General features: G+C 67.7%; 15 protein-coding genes. 10 read left to right on the forward strand and 5 right to left on the reverse strand.

Going from position 1 to position 16,210, the window contains the following annotated elements; genetic code table 11:
• Positions 1-926, forward strand: a 926-nt coding sequence (locus ASE88_RS18075; RefSeq protein ID WP_321163387.1) for a biotin/lipoyl-containing protein, incomplete at its 5' end; no start/stop codon positions are given.
• A 339-nt stretch (positions 927-1,265) separates the two neighbouring features.
• A complete protein-coding gene (locus tag ASE88_RS00845) occupies positions 1,266-3,659 on the forward strand; it encodes a DUF3772 domain-containing protein (RefSeq protein ID WP_056474256.1) in 2,394 nt (797 codons plus the stop codon).
• On the opposite strand, the gene ASE88_RS00850 is transcribed toward ASE88_RS00845, so the two are convergent.
• Entirely contained in the window at positions 3,656-4,672 is a 1,017-nt protein-coding gene (locus ASE88_RS00850; RefSeq protein ID WP_055881993.1) for a spore coat protein U domain-containing protein, read from the reverse strand. The two genes, ASE88_RS00845 and ASE88_RS00850, sit on opposite strands and share 4 nt — an antisense overlap.
• Before the next feature lie 174 nt (positions 4,673-4,846).
• Between ASE88_RS00850 and ASE88_RS00855 the strand changes: the two genes are divergently transcribed.
• Entirely contained in the window at positions 4,847-6,169 is a 1,323-nt protein-coding gene (locus tag ASE88_RS00855; RefSeq protein ID WP_056474258.1) for a sugar porter family MFS transporter, read from the forward strand.
• Positions 6,170-6,253: 84 nt separating this feature from the next.
• Positions 6,254-8,866: a TonB-dependent receptor plug domain-containing protein gene (locus tag ASE88_RS00860; protein ID WP_056474262.1), complete on the forward strand. Its 2,613-nt coding sequence runs from the start codon at positions 6,254-6,256 to the stop codon at positions 8,864-8,866.
• Between the two features lie 26 nt (positions 8,867-8,892).
• Here the strand turns inward: ASE88_RS00860 and ASE88_RS00865 are convergent, their stop codons facing one another.
• Together ASE88_RS00865 and ASE88_RS00870 are read right to left on the reverse strand one after the other, a co-directional pair.
• Positions 8,893-10,431: an ABC transporter permease/substrate-binding protein gene (locus ASE88_RS00865; RefSeq protein ID WP_056474266.1), complete on the reverse strand. Its 1,539-nt coding sequence runs from the start codon at positions 10,429-10,431 to the stop codon at positions 8,893-8,895.
• 13 nt (positions 10,432-10,444) lie between these two features.
• Positions 10,445-11,203, reverse strand: coding sequence for an ABC transporter ATP-binding protein (locus ASE88_RS00870; RefSeq protein WP_056474268.1), 759 nt, complete (start codon positions 11,201-11,203; stop codon positions 10,445-10,447).
• A 54-nt stretch (positions 11,204-11,257) separates the two neighbouring features.
• Between ASE88_RS00870 and ASE88_RS00875 the strand changes: the two genes are divergently transcribed.
• A complete protein-coding gene (locus ASE88_RS00875) occupies positions 11,258-12,052 on the forward strand; it encodes an SDR family oxidoreductase (RefSeq protein ID WP_056474270.1) in 795 nt (264 codons plus the stop codon).
• A 146-nt stretch (positions 12,053-12,198) separates the two neighbouring features.
• Here the strand turns inward: ASE88_RS00875 and ASE88_RS00880 are convergent, their stop codons facing one another.
• Entirely contained in the window at positions 12,199-12,495 is a 297-nt protein-coding gene (locus ASE88_RS00880) for a 4a-hydroxytetrahydrobiopterin dehydratase (protein WP_055881974.1), read from the reverse strand.
• Between the two features lie 48 nt (positions 12,496-12,543).
• On the opposite strand from ASE88_RS00880, the gene ASE88_RS00885 reads away from it, so the two are divergent.
• The 3 genes from ASE88_RS00885 to ASE88_RS00895 are packed head-to-tail and all read left to right on the forward strand — an operon-like array spanning position 12,544 to position 14,173.
• Positions 12,544-12,966, forward strand: a complete 423-nt coding sequence (locus ASE88_RS00885; RefSeq protein ID WP_414893219.1) for a metallopeptidase family protein — start codon at positions 12,544-12,546, stop codon at positions 12,964-12,966.
• Positions 12,963-13,535, forward strand: coding sequence for a heme ABC exporter ATP-binding protein CcmA (gene ccmA, locus ASE88_RS00890; protein WP_056474276.1), 573 nt, complete (start codon positions 12,963-12,965; stop codon positions 13,533-13,535). Before ASE88_RS00885 ends, ccmA begins: the two co-directional genes overlap by 4 nt.
• On the forward strand, positions 13,532-14,173 hold the full coding sequence (locus ASE88_RS00895) for a heme exporter protein CcmB (RefSeq protein ID WP_056474279.1): 642 nt from the start codon (positions 13,532-13,534) through the stop codon (positions 14,171-14,173). Before ccmA ends, ASE88_RS00895 begins: the two co-directional genes overlap by 4 nt.
• Positions 14,174-14,288: 115 nt before the next feature.
• Here ASE88_RS00895 and ASE88_RS19705 read toward each other — a convergent pair whose 3' ends face one another.
• Positions 14,289-14,414, reverse strand: coding sequence for a hypothetical protein (locus tag ASE88_RS19705; protein ID WP_259466878.1), 126 nt, complete (start codon positions 14,412-14,414; stop codon positions 14,289-14,291).
• A gap of 140 nt (positions 14,415-14,554) precedes the next feature.
• Between ASE88_RS19705 and ASE88_RS00900 the strand changes: the two genes are divergently transcribed.
• Both ASE88_RS00900 and ASE88_RS00905 read left to right on the forward strand, forming a co-directional pair.
• Positions 14,555-15,073, forward strand: coding sequence for a hypothetical protein (locus ASE88_RS00900; protein WP_235527613.1), 519 nt, complete (start codon positions 14,555-14,557; stop codon positions 15,071-15,073).
• A gap of 4 nt (positions 15,074-15,077) precedes the next feature.
• A complete protein-coding gene (locus tag ASE88_RS00905) occupies positions 15,078-15,695 on the forward strand; it encodes a YbhB/YbcL family Raf kinase inhibitor-like protein (RefSeq protein WP_056474280.1) in 618 nt (205 codons plus the stop codon).
• The last annotated feature ends 515 nt before the right edge of the window (positions 15,696-16,210 follow it).

Here is a 16,210-nt window from a genome sequence, read left to right on the forward strand (position 1 = left end):
CTCCCCCAACCCCTCCCGCAAGCGGAAGGGGAGATGCGTATGTCCGCGTCGACGACGGCGTCCGCGAGGGTGGCGAGGTCAGCATGTTCTACGACCCGATGATCGCCAAGCTCATCACCTGGGCGCCCACCCGCGACGCCGCGATCGCCGCGCAGATCGCCGCGCTCGACGCGTTCGAGCTCGAGGGGCCGGGCAACAACATCGATTTCCTGTCGGCGATCATGCAGCACCCGCGCTTCCAGTCGGGCGCGCTGACCACCGGGTTCATCGCCGAGGAATATCCCGACGGCTTCCACGGTGCGCCCGCTAATGCCGGGTTGCTCAAGACGCTCGCGGCGGTCGCCGCGTTCGCCGCGACCGCGGAGGCCGACCGCGCGCGCCGCGTCGATGGGCAGCTCGGCAAGCGCCTGCGCCCGCCTGCCGACTGGTCGGTGACGATCGATAAGGTCGACCATGCGGTGACCGTGTCGACCGACGGCATCATGGTCGACGGCGAGGATCTCGATCTGGCGCTCGAATATACGCCTGGCGACCGGATGGTGGTCGCCGACGGTCACGGAGTCGATGGCGACGAGCATCTCACGATCCGCATCGCCAAGGCCCGCGCGGGCTTCAAGCTCACCACGCGGGGCGCGAGCCACGTCGTGCGCGTGCTGCCGGCGCGCGTCGCCCCCTATACCGCGCACATGATCGAGAAGGTCGCGCCCGATCTGTCGAAATTCCTGATCTGCCCGATGCCGGGTCTGCTCGTGCGGCTCGACGTCGCGGCGGGCGACAAGGTCGAGGCGGGCCAGCCGCTCGCGGTGGTCGAGGCGATGAAGATGGAGAACATCCTGCGCGCCGAAAAGACCGGCACGGTCAAGTCAGTCGCGGCGAAGACCGGCGACAGCCTGGCGGTCGACCAGGTGATCCTCGAACTCGACTGAGCGTGCGCGAGCGGGCCGGGTCTAGGCCGGGGTGACGGGGGCGCAATGTGTTTCCCCGCGAAGGCGGGGACTCAGTCTGGGCTCCCGCCTTCGCGGGAGAACAAGGGGGTGGGCGTCTGTATTTCGCGACCACTCCCCCATAGGAACACCACCCCGGCGAAGGCCGGGGCCCAAGTGGTAAGGCGCTCGTGACGGCACGCCGACTTCCACCATTATCGGCCCCCAATTGGGCCCCGGCCTTCGCCGGGGTGGTGTTTGCGAGGGCAGCGGCGTGCATCTTGGCCTGGTGATTCCGCCGCCCCCTCCCGTTTATCCGCCCACCGCTGTAAAGCACCCCGGATGACTCTCCTCCGTTACCTTGCCGCGCTCCTCCTCGCGGTTGCCGCGATCACCGCACTCCCCGCCGCCGCGCAAAACGAGACCAAGGTCGCGACCGTCGCCGCCGGCCTCACCCGGGCCTCGGCCGAGCTCCAGGCGATCGACGACGCCACGCCGGCGGCACGCGACGACAAGGCGCGCCAGGCGTTGCGCGATCGTGCGCAGGCGGTGCAGACCACCGCCGCCGACGCGGTCCGCACGCTGACCCCCGAGATGGCGCTGGTGCAGGCGCGCGTTGCCGAACTCGGCGCGGCGACGCCGGGCGTGGTCGAGGCGCCCGAGATCCGCCAGCAGCGCCGGCTCCTCGCACAGAGCCAGTCGGCGATCGACTCGGCGATCAAGCGCGCCAAGCTGATCGGGATCGAGGCCAAGCAGCAGATCGACGATATCGGCGCGGCCGAGGCGGAGGAGCTCGGCCAGCAACTGTCCGAGAACACCGGCTCGCCGCTGTCGCCGACGCTGTGGGCGGCGATCATCGATCACCTGCCGCGCGACACCGCGCGGCTCACGCGGTTCGCCACCACCGAACTGCGCCAGTTCGCGGCGCGGTTCGATACGCGCGCGGGCACCGGCCTGCTGGTCGGGCTGCTGGCGGCGCTCGTCCTGATCATCCCGCTGCGGCGCTGGCTGCACGGCGTCGGGCGTCGCTATGCGGCCAATCACACGCCCGGCGGCCGGCTGCGCCGCTCGGCCTATGCGTTGTGGCTGGTGGTGATCGGGACCGCACTGCCGGGGTTTGCGGCGTGGGCGATCGTCGCGTCGCTGCGCTGGGGCGGGCTCGTCACGCCCGCGTGGAGCCGGTTCGGCGCGATCTTCGTCGGGATCTCGTGGTTCTGCGCGTTCGTCTCGTCGCTGGGCGGCGCGCTGCTGCTGCGGAGCCAGCCGACGTGGCGGCTGCTGCCGATCGGCGACGCCGCCGCGCAGGCGCTCAGGCCGTATAGCTGGATGGCGGCTGCGCTGATCTTCGGCGGCCAATTGCTGATCGCGACCAACACGCTGATCGGCGTCAGCGCGCCCGCATCGAGCGCGGCCAACGCGGTCGTCGCGCTGTTGCACATCGTCCTGCTCGGCGCGATCCTCGTCACGCTTGGCCGGCTGCGCGCCGCCGCGCTGCCCGATCCGACCAAACCCGCGCGCAACACGCTGCTCGCGATCGTCGCGACGCTCGTCTGGCTGGTTCTGATCGTCGCGCTGGTCGCCGGGCTGATCGGCTATGTGAATTTTGCGCTGAAGGTCGCGACATGGCTGGTCTGGGGCGCGATCGTCGGGGCGAGCCTGTACTTGATGATGACCTTCACCGACGACGCCTGCCGGACCTTGCTGTCGAGCGGCAACCGCCTCGGCCGCTCGGCCAACAGCGGTTTCGGCGTCGACAACAAGACCGTCGACCAGATCGGCGTGCTGCTGTCCGCGGTGCTGCGGCTGTTGCTGATCATGCTGGCGGTCGGCGCGGTCATGGCCCCGTTCGGCGCGGGCGTCGGCTCGGCGTTCGAACTGTTCGGGACGGTCGCGAACGGCATCACGATCGGCCAGGTCACGATCTCGCCGGGCGCGGTGCTGCGCTCGCTCGCGGTGCTGTTCGTCGCGCTCGCGATCATGCGCGGGCTGCAGCATTGGCTGGTGAACAGCTACCTGCCGACGACCGCGATGGATGCGGGCGCGCAGAATTCGGTGACGATGGTCGCGCGCTATGCCGGGATCATCGCCGCGGTGCTGTGGTCGCTCGGGGCGCTCGGCATCGGCATGGAAAAGCTCGCGGTCGTGCTAGGCGCGCTGTCGGTCGGGATCGGCTTCGGCCTCCAGGCGATCACGCAGAACTTCGTCTCCGGCCTGATCCTGCTCGCCGAACGCCCGGTCAAGATCGGCGATCTCGTCCGGATCGGCAACATGGAGGGCGACGTGAAACGGATCAACGTCCGCTCGACCGAGATCCAGGTGGCGGACCGATCGACGCTGATCGTGCCCAACTCGGAACTGATCACCAAGACGATCCAGAACATGACGCTGGCCGCGCCGCTGGGCCGGATCCAGCTGCAATTCTCGGTCCCGCTCGAGGAGGACCTGGATGCCGTGCGCACCATGTTGTTCGCCGCGTTCGCGGACAAGCACGAGGTGCTCGATGATCCCGAGGCGAAGGTGTTCATCGATTCGATCGACGCCGGCCGCGCCAAGTTCAACTGCTTTGCCTATGTGGCGAGCCCGCGCGATGCCTATCCGATCCGCAGCGAGCTGCTGTTCACGCTGCTCCGCCAGTTTCGCGAGGCGGGGATCGAGGTGGGGACAACCGCGACCAAGATGGAGCTGGTCGGGTCGTTCGCCCCGACCCCGCAGGCCGGGGACGATAATTCCGGTTAGAACAGCGCATAGGGCAACGACACGCTGAAGCTCGATCCCGCCGCCATCGTGCCACGCGGGCGGACGCGGACAGTGGTGACCGCCTTCGGCGCGGTCGTCGGATCATAGGTCCAGGTGGCGCCGTTGTCCGACGAGAAATCGACGTCGTCGGTCGTGCTTCCTGGCGCGGTGTAGGTGGCGCCGAGCGACGAGGCGGGGGATCCTTCCGTGGGAACGAGATAGGCCGTCGAGGCGGTTCCGTCGCCGTCGAGTGCGATCGCCCCGCGCGTCGGCGTCGGCACGACGACGGCGAGCGTATTGGCGTCGACCGCGACGATGTTGGGGTTGCTCAGCGTGATCGACGTGCGCTGTTTGCTGCCCGGGATGGCGCGCGGATTGACCGTCGTCGACTGCGGGTCCCAGGTCGTGCGCGTGGTGATGACGACCCCGACCGGCTTGGCCTGCACGACCATGGTGATCGACACCGTCGCGGTCACCGGTCCCGTGCTCTGCGTCGAGCCAAGGCAGACTGCGACGCCGACCGTGCACAGCTTCCACTCCCAGGCGAGCTGGAAATTGCCCGTATAGGTGCCCGGTGCAATCTCCGCCGTGGCGGTGGGTTTGACGTAGATCGGGACGTTGCGGACGCTGTTGCCGAGCAGTCCAAGCAGGTTGATGAGCGTGCCGTTCAGATAAAAGAATCTGGTGCCGGGCGTGATCGGCTTGGTCGCGGCGCTGTCGGCGGCGAGGACATAGCTGACGCTGCTGCCGGTGGTGGCGGAGGTCAGCTTGAACGCTTGCGTGCTGGTAGCGGTGACGCTCAGGCTGTCGCCGCTCAGCGCCGTCAGGATCGCGTCGGCGCAGTCGAACCCGGCCGGCACTTTCGCGTAGATCGCGGTGCCCGCCTGTATCGTCGACGAGGGATAGCTGCCGATCGAGGTCGGCCCGGTATTGGCGACGGTACACGCCGCCCATGCCGGGGATGGTGCGACGCAGGCGGCGGCGAACAGCAGTTTCGTCAATCCGGTCGTCAACGTCTCGCCCCTTCGCCCCTGTCGCCGGGATGGGCTAGGGGCCAAGTCGTTAACGCGCCTTCAAAGACTTGATACGGGTGTTTTTGCTGTCTGAAACGGCGTGCAGTGGCCTTGCCGCAAACCGCGAACTGTTCGAAACGGGGGCATGGACGCTTCCCCCGGAACCCGCCGCGCATGAGCGCACAGCCACCGACGACCCGCCCCGATACGGTCCTGATCGCGAGCATCGCCACCGCCGCGCTGGCGGGCCTGTTGTTCGGGTTCGATACCGCGGTGATCGCCGGCGTCACCGGCGCGCTGAAGGCGAAATTCGCGCTCAGCGAGGCGTGGCTCGGCTTTACCGTCTCGTCGGCACTTTGGGGTACGCTGATCGGCGCGCTGTTCGTGGGGACGCTCGGCGATCGCTACGGCAGCCGCAACGTGTTGCGGATGCTCGCCTTCCTCTACGTGGTCACCGCGCTTGGTTGCGCGCTGGCATGGAACTGGCACAGTTTCATCGGCTTCCGCTTCATCAACGGCATCGCGATCGGCGGTTCGTCGGTGCTCGCACCCGCTTATATCGCCGAACTCGCACCGCCGGCACAGCGCGGCAAGATGGTCGGCGGGTTCCAGTTTGCGGTCATTCTCGGCATCCTGCTCGCCTATGTCTCGAACGCGATCATCGGCGCGCTCGACCTGGGCGATGTCGAGTGGCGGTGGAAGCTGGGGATCGTCGCGGCACCGTCGCTGGTGTTCTTTGCGCTCCTCTTCCGCATTCCGAACTCGCCGCGCTGGCTGCTTGCCAAGCGGCGCGACGCGGAGGCGAAGCAGGTGCTCGCGCTGGTCGGCATGAGTCCGGACGTCGCGCGCGCCGACCTCGATGCGCCCAAGGGCGATTCGTCGCTCTCCTGGATGCGACACCGCAAGCCGATCACGCTCGCCTTCCTGGTTGCGATGTTCAACCAGTTCAGCGGCATCAACGCGTTCCTCTATTACCTCAACGACATCTTCAAGGCGTCTGGCGGCAGCCTGTCGCCGGACCTGCAGGCGGTGATGATCGGCGTCGCCAACATGGTCTTCACGCTGCTCGGGATGCTGCTGATCGACCGGATCGGACGGCGGACGCTGCTGCTATGGGGCTCGGCGGGGATGACCGCCGCGCTCACCGTCGGCGGGCTGGCGCTGCTCGGCGTGCTGCCGGGCTGGCTGCTGCTGCCGTCGCTGATCGTCTTCATCATGTTCTTCGCCCCCGGCTCGGGTGCGGTGATCTGGGTCTATATCTCGGAGGTGTTCCCGCAGAATGTACGTGCGCGCGGCTCGAGTATCGGCTCGTCGAGCCATTGGGGCTGGAACGCGGTGATCGCGCAGGTCTTCCCGATCGCCGCGGCATGGTCGGCCGGGCTACCCTTCCTGTTCTTCGCCGCGATGATGGCGGTGCAGTTCGTGACGGTGTTCCTCTACTTCCCCGAGACGAAGGGCGTACCGCTCGAGGAGATGGACGCGCTGATGGCGCGCTGATCGGTCGTCGAACCGGCATAGTCCTGCGACAATTCTCGGCTAGGGGGAACACCGGGTCGACGGTCGATCCTCGGGGTGACGAGTATGCGTAAACTGGGTCTGGTTCTGGCGGTGAGCCTGCCCGCGATGGCGGCGGCGCAACAGGCACCATCGCGACCCGCGACCGCTCCCGCCGCGCAGGCGGCGGAGCAGGACGAGGGCGCCGAGTCCGAGGAGATCGTCGTCACCGGATCGCGCAAACTGCCCGGCGCGGTGATCGGCGACATTCCGCCCGACCAGACGCTGGGCCAGGCGGAAATCCGATCCTACGGCGTTAGCTCGATCTCCGACCTGCTGAATGAACTCAGTCCGCAGACCACCAGCGGTCGCGGCAGCGGTGGCGCGCCGGTCGTGTTGCTCAACGGCCGCCGGATCTCCAGCTTCTCGGAAATCCGCGACATCCCGACCGAGGCGATCCAGCGCGTCGAAATCCTGCCCGAGGAGGTCGCGCTCAAATACGGCTATCGCGCGGACCAGAAGGTCGTGAACTTCGTCCTGCGCCGCCGCTTCCGCGCGGTAACCGCCGAGGCCGTCGACAAGATGCCCACCGAAGGCGGCAGCACGTCCCCGAATGGCAAGCTCGACCTGCTCAGCATCGCGCGCGACCGCCGCGTCAACCTGCATGCGGAATACAGCTCGACCTCGGCGCTGACCGAGGCCGAGCGCGATATCACGGCCCCCGCGCCGACCGCGACCAGTGCGGTCGGCGCGGACAATGCGATCGTCGATCAGCGGCCGTTCCGCACGCTCCAGTCGGCCAGCAGCACCTTTACCGTGAACAGCGTGTATGCACGCAACATCTTCGGCAACGTCGGGGCGACGATCAACGGCCGCCTCGAATCGACCGACAGCCGCAGCCGCAACGGCCTGCCCGTCGCGACGCTCGACCTCGGCGGCGCCACCCCGCTGTACCGGGCGCTCAACGACGATGGCTTTCTGCCGCTCACCCAGCGCACCTCATCGATCGCGGCACATCTCGGCACCACGCTCAACGGCGATGTCGGCACGTGGCGCTGGAACGTCACGGGCAATTACGACCTCAGCGACACGCAGACTTTTACCGAGAATGGGGTGGATGCCAGCGCGTTCCAGGCACGGCTCAGGGCTGGCGATCCGACTGCCAACCCGTTCGCCCGCCTCACCACCGGCGATATCGGCGCCGCCGCCGGCAACCGCGCCTATGCGACGCAGAACACCGGCGAGATCAATGCGGTGGCGAACGGCAATCTCTTCAGCCTGCCCGCGGGCGCGGTCTCGACGACGATAAAGTTCGGGGGGCAGACCGCGGATTTCGACAGCCGTTCCTATCGTGCGGGCCTGACACAGCGCGGCCAGGTGTCACGCGATACCGTCAACGGCCAGGTCAATGTCGACCTGCCGCTGACAAGCCGGTCGAGGGACGTGCTGCCGTTCCTCGGCACGCTGTCGGCGAACTTCAATCTCGCTGCGGATCATCTGTCCGACTTCGGCACGCTGACCACGCTCGGCTATGGTGCGAACTGGTCGCCGATCGAAGGTGTGCGCGTCATCGCATCGGTCACCGACACCGACGAGGCACCGACCGCGCAACAGCTCGGCAACCCGTCGATCACCACGCCCAACGTCCGTATCTTCGATTACGTCCGCGGCACGACGGCGACCGTCACGACGATCAGCGGCGGCAATCCCGGGCTCGTCTCGGATAACAACCACGTCAAGAAAGTCGGGCTGACGCTGAAGCCGTGGTCGGCAAAGGACCTGTCGATCACCGCGAACTATGTCGAAAGCCGGGTCGACAATCCGATCGCCGCCTTCCCGTCGGCGACCGCGGCAATCGAAGCGGCGTTTCCCGATCGGTTCACGCGCGACGCCGCGAGAAATCTGCTGCAGGTCGACCGTCGGCCGATCAATTTCGCGCGCAGCGACCGTTCCGAACTGCGCTGGGGGATCAATTTCTCCGCGCCGCTCAAGTCCAAGATCCAGAAGGAACTCGAGGCGTATCGCGCGGGGACCGGTCCCAATCCGTTCGAGGGGCTGCGCCCGCCCGGCGGTGGCCGTCGTGCGGAGGGTGTGGGGGGTGGTACTCCCCGTGGCGGCGGACGAGGCGGCGGCGGACAAGGCGGCGGCGGCCCAGGCGGTGGCGGTCCGGGTGGCGGCGGGCGCGGGTTCGGCGGGCGTGGCGGGCAGGCGGGTGGCCGCCTCCAGTTTGCGGTCTACCACACGTGGCATTTCACCGACCGCGTGCTCGTCGCGAACGGCGGCCCGAGCCTCAATCTGCTGAACGGCGACGCGATCGGCAACAGCGGTGGTCAATCGCGCCATGAACTCGAGGCGCAGGCGGGCTACACCAACAACGGCCTCGGCGCGCGAATCTCCGCCAATTACGCAACCGGTACGCGCGTCAACGGCGGCACTGCGGCCGCTCCGGAGACGCTCAACTTCGGCGGACTCGCGACCGCGAACGCGCGACTGTTCGCCGATCTCGGCCAGCGGCTCGAATGGGTGAAGGCGCACCCGTGGTTGCGCGGCATGCGGGTCAGCCTGTCGGTCGATAATGTGTTCAACACCCGCCAGCGGGTCACGGACGCAACCGGCGCGACGCCGAACACCTACCAGCCGGATTACCTCGATCCTCTCGGCCGTACCGTTCGCCTCAGCATCCGCAAACTGTTCTTCTGAGGCCCTCTACCCGGAGCGGTGAGGGACTATAGCCCGACCTTCGCCGCCAGCCACCGCGCCGCCGCCTCGGGCGTCTGCTTGTCCGCATCCCGGTCTACGCGGTAGTTTGCTGCGCGCATCGCCTGGACCGGGATACGGCCCACCAGCGGCTTCAGCGCGGCAGCGAACTTGGCATCCCCGGTGCGCTTCGGCGCGACCATCAGGATCGCATCGTAGCCGGGAATCGCCCGCCGCGGATCGCTTAGCACCGCCAGCCCGTCCGCTGCGATCCGCCCGTCCGACGAAAACGCCGAGATCACGTCGACATTCCCGCTTTCCAGCGCGCGGTACATGAAGGTGGGGCTGTACGGCGTGGTCTTGGCGAAGCGCAGCGGATAGGCGCGCTTTACCGCTGCCCATTCGGGGCGCTCGAGAAACTCCAGATCGCTGCCCAGCGTCATCGCCGGCGCGGCCTTCACCAGATCGTCGAGGCTCGAAATGTTCTTCGCCTTGGCCACATCGCCTTTCATCGCGAACGCATAGGCATTCTCGAACCCGAGCGAGCCGATCAGCCCGACGCCGTGTTCGCGCTTCGCCCACGCACCGATCGCCGCGACCATCGCGGCGTGCTCGGGGACATCGTTGCGCTTCATTTCGTTCGCCCAGATCGTCCCGGCATAATCGACATACACGTCGATATCGCCGCCCGAGAGCGCACCGAACACCACCGCGGATCCGAGCCCGTCACGATATTCGACGGTGTAGCCTGCACGCTCCAGTCGATCGCCGATCAATCGGGCAAGGATGTATTGCTCGGAAAAGTTCTTCGCGCCGACCACCACGGTCCGGTCGCCGCCACTTTTCGGCCAGAGCGGCAGGGTCGCGACCGCCGTCCCTGCGACCAGCACCACTGCGCTCGCGAGCCACACCCACCGCCGCCGCGCGCGAAAACCATATTCGATCCCACCGATCAGCGCGTCGACCGCCAGCGCCAGCGCCGCTGCCGATACGCAGCCCGCAAGCACCAGCGCCCAGTTCTGGGTCTGCAACCCCGCGAAGATCATGTCGCCCAGGCTCGGCTGGCCGACCGTCGTCGACAGCGTCGCCGCGCCGATCGTCCACACCGCCGCCGTGCGGATGCCCGCGATCAGCACCGGTGCCACCAAGGGTGCTTCGACCAGTCGCAGTTTTTGCGCAGGCGTCATGCCGACCGAATCCGCCGCCTGGATCACGGCGGGGTCGATCCCGTGCAGCCCTGCCACTGCATTGCGGATGATCGGCAGCAGCGCATACAGCGTCAGCGCGATCAGCGACGGCAGGAAGCCGAGCGCGGGGATCCCGCCGCCGACCAGTGCCGACAGGCTCAGCAGCACAGGATAGAACAGGGCGAGAAGTGCCAGGCTCGGGATCGTCTGGACCAGGCTCGCAAACCCGAGCGATACGCGCGCGACAGTGGCGTTGCGCGCCGACCAAATCCCCAGCGGCAGGCTGATCGCGATCCCCAGCAGCAGCGCCGCCGCCGACAGCAGCACATGCGCGGCGAGCAACGGCGGCACGCGGCCCAGCGCGTCGAGAAACGCGCTCACGAAACGCGCCCGATCATCGCAGCGCCTGCAATCGTTCGGCCTGCGCGCGTGGTACCTGGACGAGCGCCTGCGCGTCGTCGCCGCCCTTGCCCGACGCCAGTTCGGCAGGCGTCGCATCGGCGACGATCCGGCCGGCCTTCATGACCAGCACGCGATCGGCGAGCAGCAGCGCCTCCGCCATGTCGTGCGTCACCAGGATCGTCGTCAGCCCGAGCCGGTCGTGCAGTTCGCGGATCCGCGTCCCCAAGGCATCGCGCGTCACCGGATCGAGCGCGCCGAACGCCTCGTCGAGCAACAGCAGCTTGGCGCCCGGTGCAAGCGCCCGTGCGATACCGATGCGTTGGCGTTGTCCGCCCGAGAGCGCCTCCGGCATCCGTGCGGCGATAGCGCGCGGCAGGTCGACGAGATCGAGCAGTTCGCCGACCTTCGCGTCATCCTTGCGCCCGGCGATCCGCAACCCGATCGCGATATTCTCGGCGATCGTCATGTGCGGGAACAGGCCGATATTCTGGAAGACATAGCCGATCCGTCGGCGCAGGCCGGGGGCCGGCTCGGCGGCGACATCGGCGCCATCGATCGTCACGCGGCCTTCGCTCGGCTCGACCAGCCGGTTTATCGTCTTGAGCAGGGTCGACTTGCCCGATCCCGACGTGCCGACCAGCGCGACGAAGCTCCCGCCCGCGACCTCCAGCGAGACCGCATCGACCGCGATCGTCGACCCGTAGGTCTTGGTGACGCGTTCGAAAGCGAGCGCGGGGGAATTGTCTGGCATCTGCCTGCAGGATGCGGGAAACATACCGGAAAATCAAATCAAGAGAGAGGCGTCATGACCGAGCAGAGCATTTTCATCACCGGCGGGGGATCGGGAATCGGTCGAGCCACTGCGATCCTGTTCGCGCGTAAGGGCTGGCGCGTCGGCTTGGCGGACGTCAATGCCGCAAGCCTCGCCGAAACGGTCGCGCTGCTCCCGGCGGGCATGGCGACCAGCTACCAGATGGACGTGCGCGACCGTGAGGCCTGGGTGACGTGCCTCGATGCGTTCGTCGCGACCACCGGCGGACGCCTCGACGTATTGTTCAACAATGCCGGGATCGGCTCGGGCGGGCCGCTGGCGGAAACCGATTTCGCCGAGATCGACCGCGTGATCGCGATCAACCTGGTCGGCGCGATCAACGGTGCGCGGATCGGCTATGCCTATCTCAAGCGCACCCCCGGATCATGTTTGCTCAACACCGCATCCGCCTCGGCGATCTATGGCTCGTCGGGGCTCGCACCGTATTCGGCGACCAAGTTCGGCGTTCGCGCGATCACCGAGGCGCTCGATGGCGAATGGGCGGCGGACGGCATCAAGGTGCGCGCGATCGTGCCGAGCTTCATCGACACGCCGCTGCTCGATTCGGTCGCGGGCGACACCAATCACTCGATCCGCGAGACGGTGACGGGCGCGGGGCTCGAACTCACCGGCGTCGAAAAGGTCGCGGAGGCCGCGTGGGCCGCGGTCCATGGCGATAAAATCCACACCTATGTCGGCAAGACCGCGCACCGCATGGCGTTCGCGGCCCGTTGGATGCCGGGCGCACTCCGCAAGCGGATGCGCCGGGATCTTCGCGAGGAACGGTGACCGCACCGCAGGCCAGCACCGCGCCGATACTGGTCGGGGCGCAGGGGGGACGCCGCTAACGAAGCCGAGAGCTTCGTGTCATCGACCTTTCCACCTCGACCCGCAACTCCACCGGAGAGGGGGAGATCGTCGGTGCCGTCTCACCCTCAGGCGTCGCCGACGATCGCATCGATCGCTTCCGCCATTTCGATATCGCGCGGGCTCAAGCCGCCCGCGTCATGCGTCGTGAGCAATATCTCGACCCGATTCCACACGTTCTTCCACTCCGGATGGTGGTTCGCGCGTTCGGCGATCAGCGCGACCTGCGTCATGAAGCCGAACGCCTCGACGAAATCGGCGAACACGATCGTCCGCGTGATCGCATCGCGCGCATCATCATAATCCCACTCGTCGAGCCCATCGAGCGCTTCGGCCCGCTCGGTATCGTTCAGCGCTTCGATCATTCGCGTGTCCCTTGCCGCTATCCTCAGGCAACGACTATGGCTGGTCGGATGAGCGGGCAAGCTGCAATCCAGAGCGGGGGGTACGGGGAAGCACCCGATGCCGACGCGATCGAGGCGATCGCGCGTGCGACGATCGCCAGACTGCCGGCGCAGTTCGCGGTCCATCTCGGCGACATCGTGTTCGCGGTCGAGGAATTTGCCGACGACGAAACGCTGGCGGCGCTTGGCCTCGACCACCCGCTCGACCTGTCCGGCCTCTACCACGGCCGCCCGCTCGGCGAGAAATCGTCGATGGAGTCAGGCGCGATGCCCGACCGGATCGTGCTGTACCGTCGCGCGATCCTGGAAGAATGGGTCGAGACCGGCGTCCGTCTCGACGATCTCGTCGCGCATGTGACGATCCACGAGATCGGCCATCATTTCGGTCTCAGCGACGACGACATGCACGCGCTGGAAGATTCGGCCCCGTGACGCTCGCGTTTTGCGACGTCGCGTGCGTGCGGGGCGGAAGGTTGCTCTTTTCAGGCGTCTCGTTCGATCTCGGTCCGGGGGATGCGGCGATCGTCACCGGGCCCAACGGGATCGGCAAGTCGAGCCTGATCCGTATCGCCGCCGGCCTGCTCGCACCGTTCGACGGTGCCGTTACCTGTGAGGTGGACAGGGCTCTGCTCACCGAAGCGAGCGCGCTCGACACCGACCGATCGCTCGTCGCCGCGTTGCGCTTCTGGGCTGGACTTGACCGCGCACCCGATCCGGACACGCGCGTTGCCCGCGCGGTCGAGGCGCTCGATCTCGAGGCGCTGGCGGGCATTCCCGTCCGCCTGCTTTCCACCGGCCAGCGCCGTCGTGCGTCGATCGCGCGGGTCGCGGCGAGCGCTGCCTCGGTGTGGCTGCTCGACGAACCTGCCAACGGACTCGACCTGGCGTCCGTCGCGCGGCTCGAAGCGCTGATCGCCACCCACCGGGCAGCCGGCGGCATGGCGCTGGTCGCCACGCATCTGCCGCTGGCTTTACCCGGCGCGCGGGAGATCGCGCTGTGATCGCGGTGATCCGCCGCGATCTCCGGCGCAGCGTGGCGAGCGGCGGTGCGACGCTGGTGGTCGCGTTCTTCCTGTTGGTGGCGACGCTGTTCCCGTTCGCGATAGGCCCCGATGCCGCGCTGCTGACCAAGATCGGCGGCGGCGTGATCTGGACCGCGGCGTTGCTCGCGGCGCTGCTTCCGGTCGAGCGGCTGGTCGGTCCCGATCTGGAGACCGGCGTGTTCGATCAGTTCTCGGTGCGCGGCCTGTCGATGGCGGCGGTCGCGGTGGCCAAGACGATCGCGCACTGGCTGAGCTTTGGTCCGCCGCTGATGCTCGCTGCGGTCTTGGCCGCGGGGTTGCTCAATCTTTCGGCGGACATGCTGCTGCGCGTCGAGATCGGCTTGCTGATCGGCACGCCGGGTCTCGCTGCGTTGGCGGTCGTCACCAGCGCGCTCGTCGCGGGCGTGCGCGGCGGCGGTGCGGTCACCGGGCTGGTGATGCTCCCGCTCGCGGTGCCGCTGTTGATCTTTGGCGCAGGCTCGCTCGACCCGGCGGGCGGCGCGGGCGCGATAAAACTGCTCGCCGCGGTCAGTCTCGTGCTGGTCGCGGGCGCGCCGTTCATCGCCGCCGCCGCGATCCGTGCGGCGTTGGAGTAAGCGCGATCCGCGGGGCGTTGGAGTAAGCGCGATCCGCGCTCGCGGACTCCTCCGCGACCACCCGGCCGTGGGAAGGGTGAGGGGGGCGCGGTTCGCGCCGCCCTCCGGTCCGCGTTCAGTTGAGCGTCGTCATCTCCACGGCCTTGCCCTTGCTGGTCGGGTTCGACGCATTCGCCTTGGGCGCCTTTTCGGCCTTGGGCTTGCGGACTTCCTTGTTCGATTTCTTCTGGCTCTTGGCCATGACGTCACCTCGCGAGGCGGAAGGCCCCGGATCGATCCTATACCCATGTCGTCCGCGATGCCCGTCTTATCGGCGCCGCTCGACACGACGCAACTCTGGCGAGGGGCGATACGTTGATCCGTCAATAAAAGAGGTAGCGCATGAAGACGATGATCACGATCGCGATGGCGGCGATGCTCGCACTTCCCCTGCTGAGCGGTTGCGGCAAGAGCGACGATCCGACCGACACGCTTGCCGCGGGCAATTTCACGCCGCCGCAGACCCGCGCGCCGACGCCGATACCGGGACAGACGCAGAGCACGCCGATCACGGCCTATATCGGGAAATACCCGCATGACGCGGTCAATGGCGTCGATTTCTTCGACCGCACCGACGTCGCCTCGGGTCTGGTCGCCGCGGTCGGCGATGCCAAGCTCCGCGAGACGATCCGCGGTCGCTCGGGCCCGGAGACGCCGATCTTCACGCTCGGCGACCGCGTCGCGGCCTGGGGATGCGAACAGCATGATTGCGGCGATCACAACTGGACGGTGATCGTCGATGCCAAGCGCGCCAAGACCGAGGTCTGCTATCACGACGCCGCCAAAATGGGCGCACGAAGCGACTGGTACGACGGTGCCGCCCCCGTCCGCCGCGCCGAAACCTGTCCTTCGGAAAGCTGAGCCGATGCTCGAACACATTCCCGCTTGGCTCGGCCACGCGATGAGCGGCCTGCGCGCCGGTGCCGATACCCTGGCGATCGCCCAGCTCGAGGGCGATTTCGCCGCGCTCGATCTGACCAGCCCGGCGTTCGCGCACGAGGCCCGCCTGCCGCCGCGATTCACTGCGGATGGCGAGGGCGTCTCGCCGCCGCTCGTCTGGAGCGCGCCGCCCGCCGGCACCGCGCGCATGGTGCTGATCGTCGAGGATGCCGATGCGCCCACACCGCAACCGCTGGTCCACGCGATCGTCTGGGGGCTCGAGGCGGACTCGGGGCATCTGGCCGAGGGCGCGATCGTCGCCGATGGCGCGGGTGATACGGGCGGTCGCGACGTCGGCCGCAATTCCTATCTACGCGAGGGCTGGCTTCCGCCCGATCCGCCCAGCGGGCACGGCGAGCACCGCTATGCATTCCAGCTTTTCGCGGTTGGCGCAGGGGCAGGGGATGTCGGCGTCACGCCGGGACGCTCTGCTGTTGTCGCGGCGATGAACGGCCATGTGCTTGCGGCGGGGCTGCTGATCGGGCTTTATTCGAGGGACGAGGAGGCGCCGGCCGGCCCGGTCGGAGTAGGCGCGGCGGTCTGACCCGGGTTCAGGCGAGCGTCGTGCCGGCTTGGGTGACGATCAACAGGACGGTGGTGGAAAAGGCGGCAAGCCCGACGAGGATGCTGCGACGCATGATGGCGCTCCGTGGCACGAGGTTGAGGCGGCGGGGGAACCGACCGCGCGGGATTATGCGATCGGGATGATCGGCGTTGCGGCGCTGACGGCGATCGCGGCGAAGAACAGTGCGCCGACGCACGAGAGGGCGATACGCTGAGCGGTTTCAAAGCGGAACGACATGGTGATTTCCTTCGATTGGCGGGGTGTCGGACCATCCGGCCCCCGATATCGAATGCTTTGCATGGCGCGTGCCAGTTTCTTAACCGGCTGAGATAATGAAGAAAACCTGGTCCGGCGCCAGGCAAGTTGGGACATAGTGCCACATCGGCACCGTAGATCGCGCCAATCTTCGGGATTACCCCGCGCAGACCTGGTCCCGCCCCTGGTCTTTCGCGGCGTAGAGCAGTCGGTCGGCGCGCACGAACGCGGTTTCGGGC

It is taken from the genome of Sphingomonas sp. Leaf38 (genome assembly GCF_001421825.1).
Classification (GTDB): domain Bacteria; phylum Pseudomonadota; class Alphaproteobacteria; order Sphingomonadales; family Sphingomonadaceae; genus Sphingomonas.